The 25,519-nt window shown below is 54.3% G+C and carries 18 protein-coding genes; 2 read left to right on the plus strand and 16 right to left on the minus strand.

Annotated features, from left to right (window positions below; translation table 11 throughout):
• Positions 1–79: 79 nt before the first annotated feature.
• Entirely contained in the window at positions 80–1,990 is a 1,911-nt protein-coding gene (htpG, locus tag WEB54_RS12435; RefSeq protein WP_368055779.1) for a molecular chaperone HtpG, read from the minus strand.
• Positions 1,991–2,214: 224 nt separating this feature from the next.
• Here htpG and WEB54_RS12440 point away from each other — a divergent pair, with 224 nt between their 5' ends.
• Positions 2,215–3,567: an MFS transporter gene (locus WEB54_RS12440; protein ID WP_368055777.1), complete on the plus strand. Its 1,353-nt coding sequence runs from the start codon at positions 2,215–2,217 to the stop codon at positions 3,565–3,567.
• A gap of 49 nt (positions 3,568–3,616) precedes the next feature.
• On the opposite strand, the gene WEB54_RS12445 is transcribed toward WEB54_RS12440, so the two are convergent.
• From WEB54_RS12445 to sdhC, 10 genes are all read right to left on the minus strand, one after another.
• On the minus strand, positions 3,617–4,348 hold the full coding sequence (locus WEB54_RS12445) for a DUF599 domain-containing protein (RefSeq protein WP_368055775.1): 732 nt from the start codon (positions 4,346–4,348) through the stop codon (positions 3,617–3,619).
• 147 nt (positions 4,349–4,495) lie between these two features.
• The gene (sucD, locus tag WEB54_RS12450) at positions 4,496–5,368 is read right to left on the minus strand and encodes a succinate--CoA ligase subunit alpha (RefSeq protein ID WP_368055773.1); all 873 of its coding nucleotides are present in this window, start codon (positions 5,366–5,368) and stop codon (positions 4,496–4,498) included.
• On the minus strand, positions 5,365–6,534 hold the full coding sequence (sucC, locus tag WEB54_RS12455; protein WP_368055771.1) for an ADP-forming succinate--CoA ligase subunit beta: 1,170 nt from the start codon (positions 6,532–6,534) through the stop codon (positions 5,365–5,367). The genes sucD and sucC overlap by 4 nt, the downstream gene beginning before the upstream one ends.
• A 124-nt stretch (positions 6,535–6,658) precedes the next feature.
• A complete protein-coding gene (gene lpdA, locus WEB54_RS12460) occupies positions 6,659–8,098 on the minus strand; it encodes a dihydrolipoyl dehydrogenase (protein WP_368055769.1) in 1,440 nt (479 codons plus the stop codon).
• Positions 8,099–8,200: 102 nt separating this feature from the next.
• A complete protein-coding gene (odhB, locus tag WEB54_RS12465) occupies positions 8,201–9,493 on the minus strand; it encodes a 2-oxoglutarate dehydrogenase complex dihydrolipoyllysine-residue succinyltransferase (RefSeq protein ID WP_368055767.1) in 1,293 nt (430 codons plus the stop codon).
• Between the two features lie 30 nt (positions 9,494–9,523).
• Complete coding sequence (locus WEB54_RS12470) at positions 9,524–12,367, minus strand: 2-oxoglutarate dehydrogenase E1 component (RefSeq protein WP_368055765.1); 2,844 nt, start codon at positions 12,365–12,367, stop codon at positions 9,524–9,526.
• Between the two features lie 184 nt (positions 12,368–12,551).
• A complete protein-coding gene (locus tag WEB54_RS12475) occupies positions 12,552–13,259 on the minus strand; it encodes a succinate dehydrogenase iron-sulfur subunit (protein WP_368055763.1) in 708 nt (235 codons plus the stop codon).
• Positions 13,260–13,268: 9 nt separating this feature from the next.
• Positions 13,269–15,041 carry a succinate dehydrogenase flavoprotein subunit gene (sdhA, locus tag WEB54_RS12480; RefSeq protein WP_368055761.1) on the minus strand — a complete coding sequence of 591 codons (1,773 nt, stop codon included), beginning with the start codon at positions 15,039–15,041 and terminating at the stop codon, positions 13,269–13,271.
• Between the two features lie 3 nt (positions 15,042–15,044).
• Positions 15,045–15,380 (minus strand): succinate dehydrogenase, hydrophobic membrane anchor protein, encoded by a 336-nt coding sequence (gene sdhD / locus WEB54_RS12485; protein ID WP_368055759.1) that lies wholly within the window; start codon positions 15,378–15,380, stop codon positions 15,045–15,047.
• A gap of 5 nt (positions 15,381–15,385) precedes the next feature.
• Complete coding sequence (sdhC, locus tag WEB54_RS12490; RefSeq protein ID WP_368055757.1) at positions 15,386–15,760, minus strand: succinate dehydrogenase, cytochrome b556 subunit; 375 nt, start codon at positions 15,758–15,760, stop codon at positions 15,386–15,388.
• 439 nt (positions 15,761–16,199) lie between these two features.
• On the opposite strand from sdhC, the gene gltA reads away from it, so the two are divergent.
• A complete protein-coding gene (gene gltA / locus WEB54_RS12495) occupies positions 16,200–17,477 on the plus strand; it encodes a citrate synthase (protein ID WP_368055756.1) in 1,278 nt (425 codons plus the stop codon).
• 66 nt (positions 17,478–17,543) lie between these two features.
• Here gltA and topA read toward each other — a convergent pair whose 3' ends face one another.
• The 5 genes from topA to WEB54_RS12520 all read right to left on the minus strand — a co-directional run bounded on the left by topA (position 17,544) and on the right by WEB54_RS12520 (position 25,374).
• Entirely contained in the window at positions 17,544–20,192 is a 2,649-nt protein-coding gene (gene topA / locus WEB54_RS12500; RefSeq protein ID WP_368055754.1) for a type I DNA topoisomerase, read from the minus strand.
• A 558-nt stretch (positions 20,193–20,750) separates the two neighbouring features.
• The gene (locus WEB54_RS12505) at positions 20,751–21,026 is read right to left on the minus strand and encodes a DUF1653 domain-containing protein (RefSeq protein ID WP_368055821.1); all 276 of its coding nucleotides are present in this window, start codon (positions 21,024–21,026) and stop codon (positions 20,751–20,753) included.
• Positions 21,027–21,336: 310 nt separating this feature from the next.
• A complete protein-coding gene (fadA, locus tag WEB54_RS12510; protein WP_368055752.1) occupies positions 21,337–22,512 on the minus strand; it encodes an acetyl-CoA C-acyltransferase FadA in 1,176 nt (391 codons plus the stop codon).
• Positions 22,513–22,530: 18 nt separating this feature from the next.
• Positions 22,531–24,675 (minus strand): fatty acid oxidation complex subunit alpha FadB, encoded by a 2,145-nt coding sequence (gene fadB, locus WEB54_RS12515; RefSeq protein WP_368055750.1) that lies wholly within the window; start codon positions 24,673–24,675, stop codon positions 22,531–22,533.
• 201 nt (positions 24,676–24,876) lie between these two features.
• Entirely contained in the window at positions 24,877–25,374 is a 498-nt protein-coding gene (locus tag WEB54_RS12520) for a hypothetical protein (protein WP_368055984.1), read from the minus strand.
• Between the last annotated feature and the right edge of the window lie 145 nt (positions 25,375–25,519).

The raw sequence follows: 25,519 nt of genomic DNA on the forward strand, positions 1-25,519 counted from the left end.
GGGCCACAATGTGGCCCGCCGCTTATTTTGGATACTGTAATCTGTTGCCAGGTTCGGAGGCTAAATTAAAACCAGCGACTTAGCGGGACAGATCAAGCAGTAGCTTGTTCAGGCGACCGACAAAGCCTGCGGCATCTTTGGGGTGCGACCCCTCCGCCAGGCGCGCCTGTTCCAGCAGGATATTGGCCAGATCGGAAAAGCGGTCTTCACTGGTTTCCTGCTCTAGCCGCTGCACCAGCGGATGCTCGGGGTTCAATTCAAAAATGGGCTTGGTCTCGGGTACCGCCTGACCGGCAGCCTCCATAATGCGGCGCATCTGGGCACCCATGTCGTTGTCACCAACGACGATGCAGGCCGGTGATTCCACCAGACGGTGAGTCATGCGGACCTCTTCAACGTCGTTCTCGAGCAATGTTTTCAGTCGCTCCAACAGAGGCTTGTGATCGTCGTTGGCTTTTTGCTGAGCCTCTTTCTCTGCTTCGGTTTCCACACCGCTCAGATCCAGACCGCCACGGGCAACATCGACCAGGGACTTGCCATCAAACTCACGCAGGTACCCCATCAACCATTCGTCAATCCGGTCGCTCATCAGCAGCACTTCGATGCCTTTCTTGCGGAACACCTCCAGGTGGGGGCTGTTCTTGGCGGTCTGATGGCTATCTGCGGCCACGTAATAGATTTTATCCTGCCCTTCTTTCATTCGGCTGACGTAATCGTCCAGTGACTGTGTCTGGGCGGGTTCGCCGGTATGACTAGTGGCAAAACGCAATAGCTTGGCAATTTTGTCGTTATTGGCAGAGTCTTCGGCTGGCCCCTCTTTCAGAACCTGACCAAACTCATCCCAGAATGCCTGATACCCTTCAGGGTCTTTCTTGGCCAGCTTGGCCAGCATATCCAGTACCCGCTTGGTCAGAGCCGAGCGCATGTTGTCGATGGCATCGTCACTTTGCAGGATTTCGCGACTGATGTTCAGCGGCAAGTCGTTAGAATCAACGATGCCCTTGGCGAAGCGCAGATACATCGGAAGGAATTGCTCGACATCGTCCATAATGAACACACGCTGGACATAGAGTTTCAACCCGCGAATGCGTTCCCGGTTCCAAATGTCATAGGGGGCTTTCTTCGGAATGTACAGCAGACTGGTGTAGTCCAGCTTGCCCTCAACCTTGTTGTGGCTCCAGCTTAAGGGGTCGCCAAAGTCGTGCGAAATATGGCGGTACAATTCTTTGTATTCGTCGTCGGATATCTCGCTGCGCGGGCGGGTCCACAACGCTTTGGCGCTGTTAACGGTTTCCCATTCAACCGCCGTTTCCCCAGTTTTTTCATCCTCCGGGTCGTCGTAGCTTTCCTTCAACATCTGCACCGGAATGGCGATGTGATCCGAGTATTTGCGGATCAGGTTGCGCAAGCGCCAGCCATCGGCAAACTCGATTTCTTCCGGCTTCAGATGCAAGACGATGCGTGTTCCGCGTGCTGGCAGTGTCACCTCAGCTAGGCTGAACTCGCCCTCGCCTTCACTGCGCCAGTGCACACCGGCATCAGCAGGTGTTCCGGCGCGACGGGTATAGACATCAACGGCGTCGGCTACAATGAAGGACGAGTAAAAACCCACCCCGAATTGCCCGATTAACTGGCTGTCCTTACGTTCGTCACCGGTCAGATTTTTTAGAAATTCAGCGGTGCCGGATTTGGCGATGGTCCCCAGGTTGGCGATAACGTCGTCGCGGGTCATACCAATGCCATTATCGGTCAGCGTAACCGTGCCGGCTTCTTTGTCGTACTCGACCCGAATGGTCAGATCACTGTCTTCCGCGAGCAGGGAATCATCCTTTAATGCCTGAAATCGCAATTTGTCGCAGGCATCAGAGGCATTGGAGATCAGCTCACGCAGGAAAATCTCCTTGTTGGAGTACAGGGAGTGGATCATCAAATGCAGAAGTTGCTTGACTTCTGTCTGAAAACTGAGCGTTTCTTGTTGGGTTTCAGACATGTAATTCACCTCAAATCAAAGACTTAGCCTATGGTCCCCTCTATTTATGGGCCTTGTGATGCATTTCAAGCACCGGCACTATCATTTCCTGTAACAGCCTTTCCACGCAGGCGACGCTGATGCACACTTATAACCGAACGCCACCGGTTCGGGGCGACAAACATACGTCCCCTACCGACCGAGCATATTTCAATAGCCGTCTACTACAAGGAAGCACCCTCAGAATGTCGACGCCAACCCCTTATGATGCTCCCGTTCGCAAGCGCGAAATCTTTGGCTGGGCCATGTATGACTTCGCCAACAGCAGCTATACCACCGTCGTAGTCAGCTTCATTTACAGTGCTTTTTTCATTTCCTACATAGTTCCGCCCGAGCTTGACCACCTGAAAAACACCTTCTGGGCTGCCAGCGTGGCGATTTCCACCGGTCTGGCGATCATTCTGGCGCCACTGGTCGGGGTGATTTGCGACTACAGTGGCCGCAAGAAGCGCTATCTTGCCTGGTGTACTTGGGTATCGGTGCTGGCAACCGGCGGTTTGTACTTCGTGGAGCCAGGGTCGGTCTGGCTTGGCATGACATTTCTGATCTGCAGTAACACCGCCTGGATGCTGTCCGAAAGTTTCATCGCAAGCTTCCTGACCGAGTTGGCCACCAAAGACAATATGGGCCGAATTTCCGGAGTGGGTTGGGGTATTGGCTACATCGGTGGGCTGCTAAGTCTGCTGATCATCATCGTGGTGGTGACCGAAAGCGCAAGCTCAAATCTTTCGCTTTATATCGACCAGAACCAACTGGCTATGGTCGTCGTCGCGCTGTTTTACGGGCTCGGTGCCCTGCCCACGTTTCTTTTCGTCAAAGAACGGGCCGAACCCATTCCCGAATTCGAGCACGCCCGCTTTTCCGTCTTGCTAAAAGCCGCAGGCGTACGATTACTGGCCATGCGCAGCATCATTGCCGACTACCCGGTTCTGTTTCGGTTTTTCGTTGCGTTCATGGTGTACATGGCCGGGGTATCGGTTGTGGTCAAATTCTTCGGCATCTACGCCCAGGAAGAAATTGGCATTCGCGGCACTCAACTACTGATTATCGGGGCCACGCTGCAGGTTGCCTCGATGATCGGGGCCATCGGCTTCGGTTTTATAGAAGACACCCTGGGCTCCAAAAACACCCTGCTTCTGACACTGGGCTGGTGGTTGCTGGGCCTGCTGGGCATTTATTATCTGGATGTACTGGTCGCATTGACCGGGATGACGGTCTCGACACTCTTTGTGGTGGTCGCCTTTGTGGCGGGCAGCGCCATGGGTGCGACGCAGAGCGCCAGCCGTGCTGTGGTCGGTTTGCTGGCAAGCCCGAAAGACTCGGCCTTGCTGTTCGGGTTGTGGGGTACTTTCGGACGCTTTGCCATCATCATCGGCATGACATTCGGCCCCATATCCGATGCCGTTGGGCGGCATCAGGCTTTGCTGATCATCATGCTCTACTTTATCGCCGGGGGCATTTTGCTGATGCGCGTACCCTTGCGCCAGGCCATTCAGGATCAGCGTTCGATTCCGGTCAGCTCCGCGCCAACCCGGTAAATTTGTTCAAGCCCGGTCCCCCGCTACGCCGGGAGACCGGGTGGCCGTTTTATTCCTCGGCACTCTTTCCCAGATTGATGTCCTGGTTAGGGTCCAGGCCCCTCGCCCTGACCAGCTCTTTCAGTGTCGTACTGCGAAATTCACGCCGGTACAACACGCCTATGATCACACTGGTCAGTACCACAAACCAGAGCGGTCCCAGAAACCAACCGATAACAGCCAGACTGAAATACACCGCCCGCAACCCCAAATTAAACTGCTTCCCCGCCAGATCCATTACTTTGGCCGTATGGACTGAGAAGTCTTTCTTCACAGAGTCAGGAATGGTCTCGCTTGGCGTGGGCGCCGAACCAATCATGACCGATAAGAACCCAAACTGACGCATGCTCCAGGTGAAACTGAGAAAGGCATAGACGTAAATCGCTACCAAAACACCGACTTTGGCTTCCCACAATGCCTTGGTACCGGGCTGTACAAAGGAGATGTCATTTAGCAGTCGTACAACCTGTTCCGACGCGGCCAACACGGTAATCAGACCCGCCACTACGAACAGGCAACTGGAGGCGAAAAAGGCTGAGTTGCGCTCGAGATTACCCACGGCCGACATATCAGACACCCGGTTTTCCCGACGCAAGAGTCGGTGCATCCAGTCCACTCTGAAGTGATGCATGATGGACGACAAACTGTGTCTGCGCTTTGCTTCCCGGGAAGCATAGCGGGTATAAACCACCCAACTGGTGAAAAATACCAGCAATGCCAGCCAATCGAATAAATGTATCATGCCTTACTTGTCCTTAATCCTAATGTCCGTCATACGGTGAGAGTCTAGCCCAACCACCCCCTCCCTGGCAGCCTACTTATTCTCACTCAATAAAAAAGGCAGCCTAAGCTGCCTTTTTTTTCTCGCTTTGTTAAGCGATGATAAAGCTTACCAGCCAGTGACTTCTTTCAGTGCGTCACCGATTTGCGCCAGAGAGCGCACGGTTTTAACACCGGCGTCTTCCAGAGCGGCAAACTTCTCATCGGCCGTGCCCTTACCACCGGCAATGATGGCGCCCGCGTGGCCCATACGCTTACCTGCAGGTGCGGTAACACCGGCAATGTAAGAAACGACAGGCTTGGAAACATTGGCCTTGATGTAAGCTGCTGCTTCTTCTTCAGCGGTACCGCCAATCTCGCCAATCATCACAATGGCTTCGGTTGCCGGATCTTTCTCGAACATTTCCAGAATGTCGATGAAGTTGGAACCTGGAATCGGGTCACCGCCAATACCAACACAGGTTGACTGGCCAAAACCATGATCAGTCGTCTGCTTCACGGCTTCGTAAGTCAGGGTACCGGAACGCGATACGATGCCCACTTTACCTGGCTTGTGAATATGGCCGGGCATAATGCCGATCTTGCATTGTCCCGGGGTGATCACACCGGGGCAGTTCGGGCCGATCATGCGCACGCCCTTGCGGTCGACGTATTCTTTGGCAACCAGCATGTCCAGCGTTGGGATGCCTTCGGTGATGCACACCACCAGCTCAACACCACTGTCGGCGGCTTCAATGATGGCGTCCAGGCAGAACGGTGCCGGTACGTAGATCACAGAAGCAGTTGCACCGGTTGCTTCTACCGCTTCGCGAGCGGTATTGAAGACTGGCAGGCCCAGATGCGTAGTACCACCCTTGCCCGGCGAAACACCACCGACCATTTGCGTACCGTATTCAATCGCCTGTTCACTGTGAAACGTACCCTGTGAACCGGTAAAGCCCTGGCAGATTACCTTGGTGTTCTTATCGATCAATACGCTCATGCTGCACCTCCGGCTGCTTGTACCACTTTTTCGGCAGCGTCAGTCAGCGAAGTGGCTGCAATGATGTTCAGGCCACTGTCGGCCAGTTTTTTGGTGCCCAATTCAGCATTATTGCCTTCGAGACGAACCACAACAGGGACTTTCACGCCCACTTCTTCGACAGCACCAATGATGCCTTCAGCAATCATATCGCAACGAACAATACCACCGAAGATGTTAACGAAAACGGCCTTGACCGAGGTATCGGACAAAATGATTTTGAACGCTTCCGCCACACGCTCTTTGGTCGCACCGCCGCCTACATCAAGGAAGTTGGCAGGCTGGCCACCGCTCAACTTGACGATGTCCATGGTGCCCATCGCCAGGCCGGCGCCATTGACCATGCAGCCAATGTTACCGTCCAGAGCAACGTAATTAAGCTCCCAGGCGGCTGCCTGCGCTTCACGCTCGTCTTCCTGAGAGGGGTCACGCATGTCGGCAATTTGCTTTTGACGGAACAATGCATTGGCGTCAACGCCGATTTTGGCGTCCAGGCAGTGCAGATTGCCTTCGTCGGTGATCACCAGCGGGTTCACTTCAATCAGCGCAAGGTCTTTGTCGACGAACAGCTTCGCCAGACCCAGGAAGATCTTGGTGAACTGCTTGACCTGCTCGCCTTTCAGGCCGAGCTGGAATGCCACGTCACGCGCCTGGAAAGGCTGAGCGCCAACCAGCGGGTCGACGACAACGCGCAGAATTTTCTCGGGCGTTTCTTCAGCGACTGTCTCGATGTCCATGCCACCTTCGGTCGATGCCATAAAGACAACGCGACGGCTGCCACGGTCGACAACGGCACTGAGGTACAGTTCGTTGGCGATGTCGGTGCAGGTTTCAACCAGAATCTTGCTGACTGGCTGGCCTTTTTCATCGGTCTGGAAAGTAACCAGATTCTTACCCAGCCACTTCTCAGCAAAGGCGCGAATCTCTTCATCGGTTTTGACCAGCTTTACGCCGCCAGCCTTGCCCCGGCCACCCGCGTGTACCTGAGCCTTGACCACCCACATGCTACCCCCGATCTTTTTAGCGGCAGCAACCGCTTCTTCGGGCGTATCACAGGCAAAGCCATCGGATACAGGCAGACCGTACTCTTTGAACAGCTGCTTCGATTGATACTCGTGTAGGTTCATCGTTCTTTCCGTTCTGTGAACTCGAGTGATTGGGAGAATTTGTTGTTCTAGTGGGTTTCACCCGCAAGGCACTCTGATTAGCGAATAAAGAAACCGGGAGCAATCTCCCGGTAACTTTCTATAATCAACGCTTTTTGCGATTGACCTTATGAATTGCCATATTATCTACAGCCAATGCTGCTTCGTGCACCGCTTCCGAGTTAGTCGGGTGAGCGAAACAGGTCAGCTGCAAGTCTTCAGCGCTGGAGGCAAACTCCATCGCGATCACGCCCTGAGCGATCATTTCTGATGCACCTGACGCGAATATGTGCATACCCAAAATCCGGTCGGTCTTGGCATCGGCGATGATTTTGACCTGACCGTCGGTAGCATTTTGCGCCATGGCACGACCGATGGCCGCCATGGAGAAAGAACCCACTTTATAGTCAGCGCCTTCTGATTTCAGTTGTTCTTCGGTCTTGCCGACCCAGGCAATTTCCGGGTGGGTATAAATGACGTTCGGAATGGTGTCGTAGTTCATCTGGGCGTTATGGCCAGCGATGATCTCAGCCACCATGATGCCTTCTTCCGACCCTTTGTGCGCCAGCATCGGGCCACGTACAACGTCGCCAATGGCATAAACGCCCGGCACGGTGGAGCGGCACTGGTCGTCAACCTGAACAAAACCACGCTCGTCCAAAGAAACCCCACAACCCTTGTCCAGGCAGCCTTCGGTGAAAGGGCGACGACCTACAGCAACAATCAGTTTGTCGAAGGTTTCTTTCTTTTCGCCTTCGCTGTCTTCAAAGGTCACTTCAACCTTGTTCTTCTTAACGTCAGAGCCTGTTACCCGGGCACCCAGACGTACATCGAGACCGGCTTTCTTGGTGAAAAACTTCAAGGCATCTTTGGCAATAGCCTGGTCTGCTGCTGGCAGGAAGGTGTCCATGGCTTCCAGCACAACCACTTCCGAGCCCAGGCGTTTCCAGACTGAACCCAGCTCCAGGCCGATCACACCCGCACCGATCACACCCAGACGTTTTGGTACTGAAGAAAATTCCAGTGCACCTTCAGAGTCAACAATGGTATCGCCATTGGACGGTGTTGGTGGAATCTCGATCGGGATAGAACCAGTGGCCAGAATGACGTTTTTGCCTTCCAGGGTTTCTACCTTGCCATCGTGCAAAGTGACTTCAACGACCTTGTTGGCCTTGAGCATCCCCTTGCCTTCAAAGGTGGTCACGCCGTTGCCTTTCAACAAACCAGCCACACCGCCGGTCAATTTGCCAACGATGTCTTCTTTGCGCTTGACCATGGCCTTGACGTCAACCTTGAGATCTTTCAGGCCAATGCCGTGCAACTGAAAGTCGTGCTGCGCTTCATGAAACTTTTCTGAAGATTCCAGCAACGCCTTCGACGGAATGCAACCAACGTTCAGGCAGGTTCCACCGTAAGATGGTTTTTCATCTTTGGTCAGCCACTTTTCGACGATGGCTGTTTTCAAGCCCAGTTGCGCTGCCTTGATAGCGGCGACGTAACCGCCCGGCCCTGAACCGATAACCACTACATCAAATTGTTGTGCCATATTCCTGACCCTTCTATTAACTATTAGCGATGGCAGCGACCGAGCCGCTGCCCTACCTATTCGTGTTCCGTTACGCGCCTGTCCATACCCCGGACACAGCCTTTACAGCTCAAGCAGAATGCGCGCCGGATCTTCCAGCATGTCTTTAATGGCAACCAGATATTGCACGGCTTCTTTACCGTCGATCAGACGGTGGTCGTAGGACAACGCCAGGTACATCATCGGCAGGATTTTCACCTCACCGTTCACGGCCATCGGACGTTCCTGGATCTTGTGCATCCCCAGAATCGCCGTTTGCGGCGGATTCAAAATCGGAGTCGACAACAAGGAGCCAAACACACCACCGTTTGTAATGGTGAAGGTTCCGCCCTGCATGTCTTCCAGCCCCAACTTGCCGGATTGAGCTTTCGATCCGAAGTCGCGGATGGTGCTTTCGATGGTCGCCAGGCTCATCTGTTCAGTATCACGCAATACCGGAACGACCAAACCGCGATCGCTGGAAACGGCAACACCGATGTCGTAGTAACCGTGATACACGATGTCATCGCCATCGATGGAGGCGTTTACATCCGGGAAGCGACGCAGTGCTTCGGTCGCGGCCTTGATGAAGAATGACATAAAGCCCAAACGTGTGCCGTTATGTGCGTTCTGGAATTCTTCTTTGTATTTGGCGCGCAGATCCATGATCGGCTTCATGTTAACTTCGTTAAACGTCGTCAGCATGGCGGTGGTGTTTTTAGCGTCAAGCAACCGTTCCGCAACCCGCTTGCGCAAACGAGTCATTGGCACCCGTTTTTCCGAACGCTCACCCGGCCGAGTAGCAACGGCCGCTGACGAAGTGCTCTGGCTCTGCGGCATCATACCGGGCATGCTGTTGGAAGGTGCGCTGGCCGGGCTTGATTTCGAATTGCTTTCAACCGCATTCACCACGTCTTCCTTGGTGATGCGTCCACCCTTACCGGTTCCGGTAATATCCTGAGCGCTAAGGTTGTTATCATCAGCCAGGCGACGTGCCGCAGGGCTCATCGCAGCATCGGCATCGTCCTTTCCGGAGTCACCTGACGTTGCGCTGTCGTCTTTTTTGGCGGAATCGTCTTTTTTAGCCGTATCGCTCTGCTTGGCATCGGCTTTATCGCCAGCTTTCGCTTCGCCACCAGCCCCCGCTTCGAAATAGCCAATCACTTCCTGGCTTTCGACGGTGTCACCCTCATTCTTGGTGATTTCCTTGATCGCACCATCAGCCGGTGCAACGACTTCCAGTACAACCTTGTCTGTCTCAATATCGACGATCAGTTCATCACGGGATACCGCTTCACCGGGCTGCTTGTGCCAGGTAGCAACGGTGCCGTCAGCGACGGACTCTGGGAACTGGGGAGCTTTAATTTCTGTAGCCATGTAGTGGGTCCTTAGTCGGTTAGCCGTCGATCATTGATCAAGCAAAATTGCTTCATTAAGGAATTTTTCAAGCTGTTCAAGGTGCAATGCCATGTATCCGGCCGCCGGAGAAGCCGAGGCTTCGCGCCCAGCGTAGCTCAGATACAACTTGGGATTGACCCGGTGCAGCGCCTTGCGCATGTGGTGCTGACTGGAATACCAGGCGCCCTGATTCATCGGTTCTTCCTGACACCAAATCACCTCTTTCAGCTTCGGATAAGCCAGCAAGATTTCATACAGCCGGTCTTCCGGGAAGGGGTACAGCTGCTCAATCCGGACGATGGCCACGTTGTTGGCTGATTCCTTGGTGCGCTTCTCGGTCAGGTCGTAGTAGACCTTGCCGGAGCAGAGCACCACGCGGGTAACCTTCTTCGGATCAATACTGCTGTCGGTTTCCGGAATCACTGTCTGGAAACTGCCATTGGCGAGCTCTTCCAGGCTGGACACCGCATCTTTATGACGCAACAGGCTCTTTGGCGACATGACCACCAGTGGCTTGCGCAGATTACGCCGGGCCTGGCGACGCAGCATGTGAAACACCTGCGCTGGCGTAGTCGGCATGCATACCTGGATGTTCTGTTCAGCACACATTTGCAAAAAGCGTTCAAGACGAGCCGACGAATGCTCCGGCCCCTGGCCTTCATAACCATGAGGTAACAGCATGACCAGGCCGCAGAGACGCCCCCACTTGTGCTCACCGGAGGTGATGAACTGGTCGATCACCACCTGGGCGCCATTGGCGAAATCACCAAACTGGGCTTCCCAGATCACCAGGGTGTTCGGCGTAGTGGTTGAATAGCCATACTCGAAGGCAACCGCTGCCTCCTCTGACAAGAAAGAATCCCACACTTCGAAACTTGGTTGATCGTCTGACAAATGCGCCAGCGGTGTGTAGGTACTGCCATCCTTCTGGTTATGCAACACGGCATGGCGGTGCACAAAGGTGCCGCGGCCAGAGTCCTGACCAGTCATCCGCACCGGATGCCCGTCTTTGATCAGCGTGGCATAGGCGAGCATTTCGGCCATGCCCCAGTTGATCGGCAGCGCACCCTTGGTCATTTTGGCTCGGTCTTCGAGAATTTTGTTGACCTGACGCTGCAGCGGAAAGCCTTCCGGCAGGGTATTCATCTGGTTGGCCAGGTCCTGCAGTTCCTTGAGCGGGTAGCTGGAATCGTAATCATCCACAACTGGCTGATTCAGGTAGGGCGACCAATCTACAAACAGGGCTTTGTTGGGCTCTTTAACCAGTGATTTGACCACATGCTCACCGTTATCGAGCAGATCACGGTACTCATCGGCGATGGTTTTGGCCTCACCCTCGGTGATGACATCCTGTTCAATCAGTGATTCGATGTACAATGCCAGCGAGGTTTTACGGCTGCGAATGGCCTGATACATCAATGGCTGGGTCATCGCGGGCTCGTCGGCCTCGTTGTGACCACGGCGCCGGTAGCAAACCAGATCAATCACCACGTCTTTCTTGAATTGCTGGCGATAGTCGACAGCAACCTGGGTAGCAAACACCACGGCTTCAGGGTCATCTCCATTCACATGCAGGATCGGAGCCTGAACCATCTTGGCAATGTCGGTGCAGTATTCGGTAGAGCGCGCATCTTCGCGCTTGGAGGTGGTAAAACCGACCTGGTTGTTGATGATGACATGAATGGTCCCGCCGGTATTGAACGCCCGGGTCTGGGACATCTGGAAGGTTTCCATCACCACGCCCTGCCCCGCAAAAGCGGCATCGCCATGGATATTCACCGGAATAACCTGATCTCTGGACGTATCTTTACGACGATCCTGACGGGCACGTACAGAGCCCTCTACCACCGGCGACACGATTTCCAGGTGTGACGGGTTAAATGCCAGTGCCAGATGCATCTCACCGCCTTCGGTCATCACATTCGATGAAAACCCCTGGTGATACTTAACGTCACCGGAACCCTGATCGAGGAAGGACTTGCCTTCAAATTCCTGGAACAGCTCGGACGGATTTTTGCCGAGAATGTTCACCAGCATGTTCAGCCGACCTCGGTGGGCCATACCGATAACGATCTCTTTGGCGCCGTAGCTACCGCTGCGCTGGATCAGTTCATCCATCAGCGGAATCAGCGTTTCACCACCTTCCAGTCCGAACCGCTTGGTTCCGGGGTACTTGGAGCCCAGAAACTTCTCCAGACCTTCCGAAGCGGTCAGGCGCTCCAGTATGTGTTTACGAGCCTGAGAAGAATAGTCGGGCTTTGACCGCACCGATTCAATGCGCTGCTCAATCCAGCGGCGCTCGGCGGTATCAACAATGTGGGTAAATTCGGTACCGATGGAGGAACAGTAGGTCTGCTCCAGGGCAGTGACGATGTCTTTCAGTGGTGCCTCTGACTTGCCTATATAGAGGTTTCCACATTGAAAAACGGTGTCTTCATCGGCGGCGGACAGGCCGTGGTATTGCAACTCCAGATCCGGCACGTCGCCGCGCACAGCGATTCCGAGCGGATCAAGCTTGGCTTTCTGATGACCCCGAAACCGGTAGGCTGTCGCCAATTGGTGCACCTGCACCTGCTTGCGCTCGTGCTCGGTGACGATACTGGGTGCCAGGGTGTTGGCCGCGACGTTGCGGGATTTACCGAGAAGCAGGAAGTGATCGCGAACCGGCGAGTGAGGCGTATCGGTCGTGACTTTGTCGTTAATGTTGGGGAGTTTGTCGAACACCGCACGCCATTGCTCGGTGACGGAATTGGGGTCAGCCAGATAGGCTTCGAACATTTCATCAAGGTAGGCTTGGTTACCGCCCGATAGATGGGATGTAGACCAAAGTTCCTCCATGGTGCCATTATGCATTGCTTGAACCCTATTTGTTCAATACCGCGGAGAATATGATGCCAAATGACATCGCTCAATTTTTGTCACTCAATTGCGCCAGGCCGACCGGTAAAGCAACCAGCTTACCGCAAAACGCCCCGATACCTCCCGATACCGGGGTTCAACCGCAGAGTGAGGCGGCTGTATTCTTGATTAACAGTGATCAGGTCGCGTTGGCCAACAGCATAGACCGGATATGACCGATCGCACGCGTTGGGTTCAACCCTTTCGGGCAAACGCTGACACAGTTCATGATACCACGGCAACGGAACACACTGAACGGGTCATCCAGTTCCGCCAGCCGATCGTCTGTGGCTGTATCCCGGCTGTCTGCCAGGAAACGGTAAGCTTGCAGCAAACCAGCCGGACCAACGAATTTATCCGGATTCCACCAGAATGAAGGACAGGACGTTGAACAGCAGGCGCAGAGAATACACTCATACAGGCCGTCCAGCTTCTCCCGATCTTCCGGGCTTTGCAGCCGTTCAATGGCGGGTGCTGGCTGATCATTGATCAGGAACGGCTTGATTTTTTCGTATTGCTTGTAGAAGACACTCATGTCGACCACCAGATCACGAATGACTGGCAGGCCCGGCAACGGACGTACGACCAACTTGTCACGACCGCCCTTCACTTCTGACAGCGGCGTAATACAGCCCAGGCCGTTCTTGCCATTGATGTTCAGACCGTCTGAACCACAGACACCTTCACGGCATGAGCGGCGATAGGATACAGAAGGATCCTGCTCTTTGACCAGATTCAGAACATCCAGAACCATCAGATCTTTGTCTGCAGGGACATTAATGTCGTAATCCTGCATATAGGGCTTCTTGTCGGTTTCCGGATTGTAGCGATACAGGCTGACTTTCATACAACGCTCCTAGTAAGTCCGGATTTTAGGCTGGAAGGTATCAACGGTCTTCGGTGTGAAATTCACCCCCCGCTTACTGATCACTTTCTCGCCAGGCTTGAAGATGGAGTGGCACAGCCAGTTTTCATCATCACGCACCTGAAAATCTTCGCGGGCATGGGCACCACGACTTTCCGTGCGCTGCTCAGCTGATACAGCAGTGGCTTCTGCCACTTCCAGCAGGTTGGCGAGTTCAAGGGCTTCGATCCGTGCGGTATTAAAGGCGCGGCTCTTGTCGTCCAGAGCGATATTTTCAACACGCTTGCGAAGTTCAGCCAACTTGGCCAGACCTTCGCCCATGCTCTTGCCTTCGCGGAATACACCGAAGTGCAATTGCATGCAGTTTTGCAGGTCTTTTTTGACGTCAGCCACTTTTTCAGTGCCCTTGCCATTGTCCAATGCATCCAGACGAGCCATGGCACGTTCTATGTCAGCCTCGGTAGCAGCGCTGGTTTCAAAGCCTTCACGCAGCGTTTTCTCGATCTGCATACCCGCCGAGCGACCAAAGACCACCAAATCCAGCAGTGAGTTACCTCCCAGACGGTTGGCACCGTGCACTGATACACAGGCCGCTTCACCACAGGCGTAAAGGCCATCAATCACGTGATCCTTGCCGTCTTCATCAATCGACAGCGCCTGGCCACCAATGTTGGTCGGAATGCCGCCCATCATATAGTGGCAGGTGGGTACGACCGGAATTGGCTCTTTAGCCGGGTCTACGTGAGCAAAGGTCTTGGACAGCTCAACAATACCGGGCAGGCGGCTTTGCAGCAACTCTTCGCCCAGGTGATCCAGCTTCAGGAAGACATGATCGCCTTCCGGACCGCCCCCGCGACCTTCGAGCAATTCCAGAATCATCGACCGGGCCACCACATCGCGGCCTGCCAGGTCTTTGGCGTTTGGTGCATAGCGTTCCATGAACCGCTCGCCGTCTTTATTGATCAGATAACCACCTTCACCCCGGCACCCTTCGGTAACCAGGGTTCCGGCGCCGTAAATGCCGGTTGGGTGGAACTGCCACATTTCCATGTCCTGTACCGGGAAGCCCGCGCGCAGTGCCATACCAATGCCGTCGCCGGTATTGATCAATGCGTTGGTAGTGGAAGCGTAGATACGCCCTGCACCGCCCGTCGCCAGAACCGTCGCCTTGGATTGAATATGAACGGTTTCACCGGTTTCGATATCAATAGCTACCACACCGACTACGGCATTGCTGTCGTTGGTCACCAGATCTACGGCGTACCATTCGTTTAAAAACTTGGTACCGGCTTTCAGGTTGCCCTGATACAGAGTGTGCAACAGCGCATGACCGGTACGGTCGGCTGCAGCACAGGTACGGGCGGCTTGCCCGCCTTCACCGAAATTCTTCGACTGACCACCGAAGGGGCGCTGGTAGATTCGGCCATTCTCAAAGCGGGAAAACGGCAAGCCCATATGATCCAGCTCAAACACCGCCTGAGGACCGACAGAACACATGTATTCGATGGCGTCCTGGTCACCGATATAATCGGACCCCTTAACGGTGTCATACATGTGCCAGCGCCAATCGTCATCCGGATCCGCACTGGCGATGGCGCAGGTGATACCACCCTGGGCCGATACCGTGTGTGACCGGGTCGGGAACACTTTGGAGATCACGGCCGTATTCAAACCGGATTCAGCCAGTTGAAGCGCTGCCCGTAAGCCTGAACCGCCGCCGCCAACCACGATGGCGTCATAGGTCATTGTCTTGATGTTAGCCATGCTTTATACACCCCATACAGCGGTAACACCGGCAACCAGATACACAAAGGCGGTTACCGCAATCACACAGAGAAAAAAGAAGCGAACCCAGGTGTTTTTCAGATAATCAGTCGCGACGGTCCACATGCCGATCCAGATATGACCAACCAGAGCCAGTAAGGTGGCCAGGGTGAACAGTTTTACCCAGAACAGGGAGAACAGGTGCTCCCATTCGTCGTAGCCCAAATCGGGATTGGCTAGCAAGACACCAACCATAAAGAGTGTATAGAGTGCCAGCAACACGGCTGAAACACGTTGCACGAGCCAGTCAGACAGGCCACTTCGGGTCAAATTCGTCACACTTTTTACCATACCCATATCCCCATCAATACGATCACGACAACGGAAAGGACCATGCTTATCTTGGCAGCCAGCGGCCCTCCTTCTTTCGTTTCAGCGAAACCGGCGTCCATGATCAGATGCTTGATACCGGCAAAGAAGTGATACACAACCAGCGACAGGATGCCCCAGGTGATCAGCTTGGCGAAGGGATGAGTCATGACAGCAACGGTCTGGTCAAACCCCTGACGGGACTCAAGACTCAGGCTCAAAGCCCAGACTAGAAAGCCCACAGCGACAAACAGCATGACGCCGGTGATGCGGTGCAGAATCGACGCTATGGCGGTGATCGGCTGACGGATTGTCGTCAGGTCGAGGTTTTTCGGTCGGTGATCTTTCACGGCAGTACACTCTTCTTATGGTGCGAACCCCAGGGTTGGGGTGTTTGGAGTTGTTGGACGGATTAGCCCAACCCCGAAATGCGGCGGAATTATAGAGACCGTCGAACACAATTACAAATGGTCACGCCCGTGATCAGCCCGCCTGATCAGGGATTTATTAGTGGACTCTATTGTATCCATTGACAAACCGTTTCCACTTCGACTTTAGAGGGAGGCATCGATTTTCGTCAACCGGGTGTAAGACCGAAGTCAAATTGACAATCCCGACCAAGGCTCTATAGTTGGCCCGATTTTAAACTCTGAGTCACAACTGTATCATCCAGTGCTGCTCTCACTGAGCAAACACACCACACAGGGCCTGCAACTAAGGTCCGGCACGATCTCACCCCATCCAGCGCCTGTACACTGGCGCCTAACACTGTTTTTAAGAGGAGGCCTCATGACTGACAAGACAGCCAAGTTGGTCATCGAAGGACGAGACCCGATTGAACTGCCGATTTACTCCGGCACTCTGGGTCAGGATGTTGTAGACGTGCGGTCGCTGACCGCTCATGGCCTGTTTACTTACGATCCGGGCTTTGTCTCAACTGCGTCCTGCGAGTCAGAAATCACCTACATCGATGGTGATAAAGGTGTCCTACTGCACCGGGGCTACCCCATTGATCAGTTGGCCAACAATGCCGACTATCTGGATGTGTGTTACCTGCTGCTCTACGGCGAACTGCCCGACAACAACCAGAAAAGCGAATTCAAAAACACCATCATGCACCACACCATGGTGCATGAGCAGATGCATGAGTTTTTCCAGGGGTTCCGTCGCGACTCCCACCCCATGGCCATTATGGTCGGTGTGGTTGGCGCACTGTCGGCGTTCTATCACGATTCACTGGACATCAGTAACGATCATTACCGCGAAGTCGCCGCTCATCGCCTGATTTCAAAAATGCCGACCCTGGCGGCTATGACCTACAAGTACTCCATGGGTCAGCCGTTTATGTATCCGCGGAACGATCTGTCCTACGGCGGTAACTTTCTGCACATGATGTTCAGTACGCCGGCTGAGGAATACACCGTGAACCCCGTCCTGGCCCGAGCTATGGACAAGATTTTCACGCTGCATGCCGATCACGAACAGAACGCCTCAACCTCGACGGTGCGCCTGGCAGGCTCTTCCGGCGCCAATCCCTTTGCCTGCATCGCCGCCGGTATAGCAGCACTCTGGGGGCCGGCACACGGCGGTGCCAATGAAGCCGTGTTGAATATGCTCGAAGAGATTGGTGATGAAGCCAACATTGAAGAGTACATCAAGCGCGCCAAAGACAAGGACGATCCGTTCCGTTTGATGGGCTTTGGCCACCGGGTCTACAAGAACTACGACCCCCGTGCCAAGGTGATGAAGGCCACTTGCGATGAAGTGCTGGGTGAGCTGGGCATCAACAACGATCCGTTGCTGAAAATTGCCATGCGACTGGAAAAGATTGCCCTGGAAGACCCCTACTTCGTGGAGAAGAAGCTGTATCCCAACGTCGATTTCTATTCAGGCATCATTTTCAAGGCCCTAGGCATCCCGAACGACATGTTTACCGTTCTATTCGCGGTAGGCCGCACGCCGGGCTGGATTGCCCATTGGAAAGAGATGATCAGTGGCAGCTACCGCATTGGTCGGCCCCGTCAGCTCTATAAAGGCCACACCCAACGGGATTTTCCCAAAAGCTGAGCGTTCCTTCACTGGAACGCAGCGATAAAAAAACCGGCAGCTGCCGGTTTTTTTTTGGGTTAACGGTTAGGCCTTGGCCGTTTTACTGGCCTTTTCTTCAACCACCCAACGCTTGCCCTGATAATACGCCTTCCAGCCAGACGCCTTACCATCCTCATTTTCAGTCATAACATACTGCTCTTTGGTCTTGCGACTGAAACGAATGACTGTGGGCCGACCTTCGTCGTCTTTTTTCGGTGCTTTGGTCAGATACAGGTACTTTTCCGGTAATTCCTCGGCATGCGCTGCCAGTTCTTTCACCAGTGGGGGCCTGGTTTCCCGGTTTTTCGGGAACTGGCTGGCCGCGAGAAACAGGCCGGCAGCGCCATCACGCAGCACGTAAGTATCATCCACTTTCAGGCACTTCAGTTCCGGCATCGGAATTGGGTCCATCTTCGGTGGCGCGGCTTCACCGTTGCGCAACAGTTTGCGGGTGTTCTTGCAGTCTTCATTGGTGCAACCGAAGTACTTGCCGAAACGACCGCTTTTGAGCTGCATTTCCGAGCCGCATTTGTCGCACTCGAGTGTCGGGCCATCATAACCCTTGATCTTGTACTGACCTTTTTCGACTTTAAAGCCGGTGCAATCCGGGTTGTTACCGCAGATATGCAGTTTGCGGCCTTCGTCGATCAGATAGCTGTCCATGGCGGTGCCACACTTGTCACAGCGCTCCATATGCCGCAGTGCCTGGGCTTCGGCCTCTTCATCGTCTTCCAGATCCAGGGCTTCTTCTCCGGGAATCAGGTTGAGCGTGCCCTTGCAGCGCTCCTTCGGCGGCAAACTGTAGCCGGAGCAACCGAGAAACACTCCGGTGGTGCCGGTACGAATCATCATCGGCCGGCCACATTTTGGGCACTCGATGTCGGTCGGTGTCGGTTCGTTGGCCCGCATGCCGTCTTGGTCAGACTCAGCCTGATCCAGCTGGCGCGTGAAATCGTCATAAAAGCTGTCGAGCACCTGTTTCCAGGTTCGTTCACCGGTCGCAATATCATCCAGGTACTCTTCCAGGCGCGCCGTAAACTGGTATTGCATCAGGTCTTTGAACGACTCGGTCAGACGATCAGTCACGATATCGCCGATTTTCTCGGCAAAGAACCGTCGACTGACCAGGCGCACATAACCGCGCTCCTGAATCGTAGAAATAATGGACGCGTAAGTCGAGGGTCGGCCGATGCCCTGCTTTTCCAGCTCCTTGACCAGCGAGGCTTCCGTGAAGCGAGCAGGCGGCTTGGTGAAGTGCTGCCGTGGCTCCAGGGCCACCAGTGCCAGTTCGTCATTCACCTTCATATCTGGCAGTTCAATGGCGTCATCGCCTTTGGCGACCTGGGTCATCACCCGGGTGTAACCATCGAATACCAACACCCGGCCCTTGGCTTTCAACTCATAGTCCCCGGTGGCGACGGTAAGCACTGTACTCTTGTACTTCGCCGGAACCATCTGACAGGCGACAAAACGTTGCCAGATCAGCTCATAGAGCCGCTGAGCGTCACGTTCCATATCAGACAGGTCGGCACTCTTGCGGGCCACATAAGACGGCCGAATCGCTTCGTGCGCCTCCTGGGCCCCTTCCCGGCTGCCATAGACCATGGGTTTTTCCGGTAAATAAGGCTCACCGTACTGATCGGCAATGTACTCGCGCGCAGACGCCACGGCTTCCTGGCTCAGGTTGGTGGAGTCAGTACGCATGTAGGTAATGTGACCGGCCTCATAGAGGCGCTGAGCCATAGTCATGGTTTTCTTAACGGTATAGCCCAGACGTGTGCTCGCTGCCTGCTGCAACGTCGAGGTAATAAAAGGCGGTGCTGCTTTCGACGACGTCGGCTTGTCTTCGCGATCAGTGATGCGCAGCGCGGCATCGCGCAGGCGCTCTACGTGCTCATCGCTCTGACTCTTATTGACCGGGCGGTACTTGTCGCCCAGATAGCGGGCAACCTCAAACCGGACTTCGGCGTCATTGGCAGCCCGTGTTTGAACGTGTAAATCCCAAAACTCTTCCGGATTGAACGCCCGGATTTCACGTTCCCGTTCAACGATCAGACGCACTGCAACTGACTGAACCCGGCCAGCGCTCAAGCCCCGTGCCACCTTGGCCCAGAGCAACGGCGACACCATAAAGCCCACGACCCGGTCGAGGAAACGCCGTGCCTGTTGAGCGTTTACCCGGTTAAGGTCGAGCTCTCCCGGACGTTCGAAGGCCTCATTAATGGCCTTTTTAGTGATCTCGTTAAACACTACCCGACGGTACTTTTCAGGGGCAAGACCGATACTTTCCTGCAAATGCCAGGCAATGGCCTCCCCCTCGCGGTCCAAATCCGTCGCGAGGTAGACGGTGTCGGCAGTCTTGGCCAATCGGCGCAGTTCATCGACCACCTTTTCCTTGCCAGGGAGTACCTGATACTGAGCGGCCCAGCCGTTAGCCGGGTCAATACCCATACGGGCGACCAACTGCTCCTTGGCTTTCTGCTTTTTGTGAATCGCTTTCTTTTCGGGTGACATCTTGCGTGTTTCAGCCGCCTGGCGCGCGCGCGCCTTGGCGTCTACCGGCTTGGCCTGGCCACTGGTGGGCAGATCACGGATGTGACCTACCGAGGACTTGACGATAAAGTCATTTCCCAGATATTTGTTGATCGTTTTGGCTTTTGCTGGTGATTCGACAATGACCAGAGATTTACCCATGCGCTATAATTCCGCCTGTTGCTTCCTTTTATATACTTAGCTTACGAACCCCGGGGAACGCAAGCGGCGCAGACGTATATACCGTTTGACCCCTCAAGGTCAAGTCGCCGCTGCGCAGCGAGGAACCGGTACTAGCGGGGTTCACCAGGTGAACTCCGCCGCCCATTCAGCGCCGTACTATGCACGAACCCGGGCAAAGCGTACAGCCAGATGGTTTCTTCTACTGTTAATATTCGACCACGGGTTCTCGTTCAGGAGCGTACCAGAGTATCAATTTCGGCAGCTTCGCTCCCAGCAGACACAATATGAAGAAGTGTTTTCCACTCTGATGGTCTATGACCATGACCCCGACTTATTGCACCTGATTCAAAAAACTGGTTGAAGAGGCGGAAAACCTGCTGTCCCTTGATCCGGCCAATCAGGACTCCCAGCGCGATGTGACCTGCTATCAATCGCTAGCGGAGGAAATCGGCAACCTTGGTGGCAGGACCCATCATCCTGAAATTCCGTCCAGTGACCGGCAAAAGATCAAAAACATCTCCCAGCTGATCCCGGTCTCTACGATTCAACGATGGGCGAAGATACTTCTGCGGCCAGTGACAGCCAGTCGGCTTCATCCAAAGACTGAACCCGCTCAAAACGCGGTATGTCTTCGCCGTCGATTCGTACCGATTCCATGAATATGTCCAGCGGCCGTACCCATAGGCTGTAATCGCCGTATAAACACTGATAGACGACAAATGGCTCTTCGGTTTCACTGTGGCGACTCACACCGATGACCCGATACCGGTTACCCTTGTAATGCTGATAAATGCCTGCGCTGGGGTATTTCATTTGTCTCTCCAATTGCGCCAGTGGTAACTGATCGGCCAGTGCCGGGACACTGATGACGCTGTGCTGCGCACTGGCGGTATCCTTTCTATCTTTAACAGACACTGGTGGTACCGCTCTGCCGCAGAGCTGGTGGCATCGGGCGCCATCGATATTCTGGGTCTGCCCGGAGAACACCCCGAGTACTGAACAAAACGAGCCTCGCCAACAGAAAAGCCAGCCTGATTATAACCAGGCTGGCTTCCTACTCGAATCGCCTTGCCTGTATCACCAGTTCAGATCAAACAGATGGTTTCAGAAGGCTGGTGTCCGGTCAGACTCGTTCAATGACAGTACTGATGCCCTGCCCCAGACCAATACACATGGTCGACAGGCCAAATTGTCCGTCGTTTTGCTCCATCACATTCAGCAGCGTGCCGGTAATGCGCGCACCGGAACAACCGAAAGGATGGCCCAGAGCAATGGCGCCACCATGCAAGTTCACCTTCTCGTCCATTTTCTCGAGCAATTTCAGGTCTTTCAGTACCGGCAGTGCCTGAGCTGCGAAAGCTTCATTGAGTTCGACATAGTCGATGTCTTCAATGGTCATGCCCAGCTTTTTCAACACCTTTTTAGTGGCCGGAACCGGCCCGTACCCCATGATCGACGGATCCACACCGGCCAGGCTCATACCCCGCACCACCGCACGGGGTTTCAAACCCAGGGCTTTGGCTTTGCGATATGACATGACCACCATGGCCGATGCACCATCAGTGATCTGGCTTGAAGTACCTGCGGTTACCGTTCCTGCTTTGGGGTCAAAGGCCGGGCGCAACGATGCCAGCCCCTCCAGCGTTGTCTCAGGACGAATGGTTTCGTCGTGCTTCATCAGGTAGGGGTTGCCGTCGGCATCATGGGCCGTTCGCGCAATAATTTCGTTATCGAAATTACCAGCTTGCGTGGCTTCATGAGCTTTCATGTGCGAACGCAGACCGAACTGATCTTGCTGTTCGCGGCCAATGCCGTGCATCTTGGACAGCAGTTCAGCCGTCAGCCCCATCATGCCCGACGCTTTCGCCGCCTTGTGTGACAGCATTGGGTTCGGATCAACGCCGTGCATCATGTCGACGTGGCCCATATGTTCAACACCGCCGATAACATAGATGTCGCCGTTATCAGACTGGATATTGGCCGTAGCAATGTGCAACGCCGACATCGAAGATCCACACAGACGGCTGACCGTTTGCGCCGGAACCGTGTGCGGAATATCAGTCAGCAATTGCATCATGCGGGCGACGTTCCAGCCCTGCTCTTTGGTCTGGTTAACACAGCCCCAAATAATGTCGTCGATGTCGGCCGGGTTCAGTGCTTCGTTGCGGGCCAGCAAGCCGTTTACCAGGTCTGCGCTCAGATTTTCGGCACGGGTAAAACGGTGGCTGCCACCCTTGCTGCGACCCATGGGGGTACGCGCAAAGTCGACGATTACTGCATCATTATCTCGAATAGTCATGGTTGCTGTTCTCCCGTCTTAACCGTAAAAGGTCTGGCCGTTTTTAGCCATGTCGCGCAGTTTGTCGGTTGGCTCGTAAAGCTTGCCCAGATCTTTGTAGCGATCACACAGTTCAACAAATGCAGCGACGCCAATGTCATCGATGTACTGCAGAGCACCGCCGCGGAACGGCGGGAAACCAATACCATATACCAGGCCCATATCGGCCTCGGCGGCGGTATTGACGATGCCGTCTTCCAGGCATCGAACCGTTTCCAGACACATTGGGATCATCAGGCGATTGATCATGTCGTCTTCTGAAATATCGTGCTCAGACGAGCGCACACTGGCGACCAGTTCGTGTGCTTTTTGATCGGATACTTTCTTCGGCTTGCCTTTTTTGTCGGTCTCATAACGGTAAAAACCGACGCCATTTTTCTGTCCGAAACGCTCTTCGGCGTACATGACATCCATGGCCGATTTGAAATCCTGTTTCATGCGATCCGGGAAGCCATCGGCCATCACAGCCTGGGCGTGAACCCCGGTATCGATGCCAACGACATCCATTAAATAAGCCGGACCCATCGGCCAGCCGAATTTTTCCATCACTTTATCGACTTGCTCGAAGTCGGCACCGTCACGCAACATCATGGCAAAACCACCGAAGTACGGGAACAGAATGCGGTTCACCAGAAAGCCAGGGCAGTCGTTAACGACAATGGGGGTTTTACCCATCTTCTGTGCATAGGCGACTACTGTCGCAATGGTTTCATCGCTGGTTTTTTCACCACGAATCACTTCAACCAGTGGCATCCGATGTACCGGATTAAAGAAGTGCATACCGCAGAACTGCTCTGGCTTTTTCAAGGCTGTTGCCAGTTCGGTAATGGAGATGGTCGAGGTATTGGATGCCAGAATGGCGTCATCCCGCAGCTGAGCTTCCGCTTCGGCGAGCACGGCTTTTTTCACTTTAACGTTTTCAACAACCGCTTCGACCACAACATCAACGTCGCCAAAGTCACCGTAAGACAGGGTTGGCCGAATGCGGTTCAGGGTATCCGCCATGCCGCGCACATCCAGCTTTTTACGCTCGACCTGCTTGCCCAGCAACTTGGCCGCTTCATCAAGCCCCAGTTGCAGGCCCGACTCGGCAATGTCTTTCATCAGAATCGGGGTGCCCTTGCTGGCACTCTGATAGGCGATGCCACCGCCCATGATGCCCGCGCCTAGCACAGCGGCCTTGCTGACATCTTTCGATTGTTTAATGTGATCCTTGGCGATCTTCTTGATTTTCTGATCGTTCAGGAACAGGCCGATAAGGTTTTTGGCAACCGGCGTTTTGGCCAATCTAGCGAAGCCTTTTGCTTCTATGGCAATGGCTTTGTCCCGATCAAAATTCGCGTGCTTCTGAATGGCTTTTACCGCTTCAACCGGCGCCGGATAATGACGACCGGCCTTACCTGCAATAAAGCCCTTGGCAGTCTCGAACACCATCATGCTTTCAATGTTGTTCAACTGAAGTTTGCCTTGCTTGGCCTGACGGCGATTCTTGTAATCCACCTCGCCAGACATCAAACGCTCAAGCAGCGCCAGGGCAGTATCGTGCAGGGCCTCCGGCTCACTAACGACGTCGACGGCACCATCGCTCAAGGCAGCGTCAGAACGCTTTTCGCTGCCGGAGGCAATCCACTCAATGGCGTTGTCCGCACCGATGATTCGTGACAGTCGTACCGTTCCGCCAAAGCCCGGATAAATACCAAGCTTGACTTCGGGCAGGCCCACTTTGGCTTTGGTCGACATAACCCGGTAATCTGCAGACAGGCACATTTCAAAACCACCGCCCAGCGCCATGCCATTAATGGCAACAACGGTCGGCATAGGCAGGTCTTCGAAGGCGCTGAAAATTTCGTTGGCGGCCAATATGTCGCCGATGATGCCTTCTTCGTCTTTATCGAACCAAACCAGGAATTCCGTGATATCCGCACCGACAATAAAGCTGCTTTTGGCACTGCGGACCAATACGCCCCGGGCATCACTCGCGGCAATGGCTTTCGTCGCCTCGGCCAGTTCCGTTAGTGTTGCCAGGTCAAATTTATTGACCGAGTCACCCTGTAAATCGAACACGAGTTCGGCGACGCCGTTCTGCAATGCCTCGACGGTTATGCCTTTACCCTGATAAATCATGGAAGCTCTCCGTTTATTGTCTCGAATAGGGCCACAGACCCACCCGTATCGCTGTCTACCGTGTTTGAAATCCGAGCTGATTTACTTAAATCAAACACAAGTTTCAAACGACTGTTTGATTGTGGTTCATACGATAGACAATGACCGCCAGATGTCAACTGGCAACGACTGCAGCTCAGGTGATAGTGACGATTATTGCGCTCAGAAAGAGAGTTGTGCGATCAGGCGCTCCAGCGTTTCCCGAATCGCGGGTAATGCCGAGGCATCGCCTCGTTCATCCCAGACCAGACCCACACCGTCTGGCTGGGCATCGAGGACCAGATACGCTGCCGGCAGGGTGAGTAGAACCTCGTGTAAATGCTGTGTAACGGCTTCGTTCGGGCGATGCTGATCGGCCCATTTCCACCCATCGGGCAGAAAAGCGCTGGACACCCCTGTGGTCCTTTGCACGGTAAAGCGGGGCGACTTGTCCTTGTCAAAACGGTGAAGCAGGCGGTATAGCGTTATCAGCGACGACTTTTCGGCCAGCCTTCCTTCAATGCTGGTATCCGGTATGCGGATACTGTCGAGTTTGAACCCGGCCGTTAAAGCCGCTGTGCGCAAGGTGTTCAAATGCCGGTCCCGTGGGGAGGGCTTCAGCCACATAAAGGCACCGGCCAGAATTAATATGGCACATAGTATTGCGATGTTAGCGAACATGACCGGGATTCTCCCTGTGTTCAAAAGGCTGCAGTGTACCGGTGTTACCCATAAACGCCGGTGGCTGCTTCAGTAACTGGCTTTCCAGAGAATAGGATACACTGGAGGATAGCGTAAAAAAGCGGAGCAGGGCTTTCAGATTCGA

This window comes from Saccharospirillum sp. (assembly GCF_040881935.1).
Classification (GTDB): Bacteria; Pseudomonadota; Gammaproteobacteria; order Pseudomonadales; family Natronospirillaceae; genus Saccharospirillum.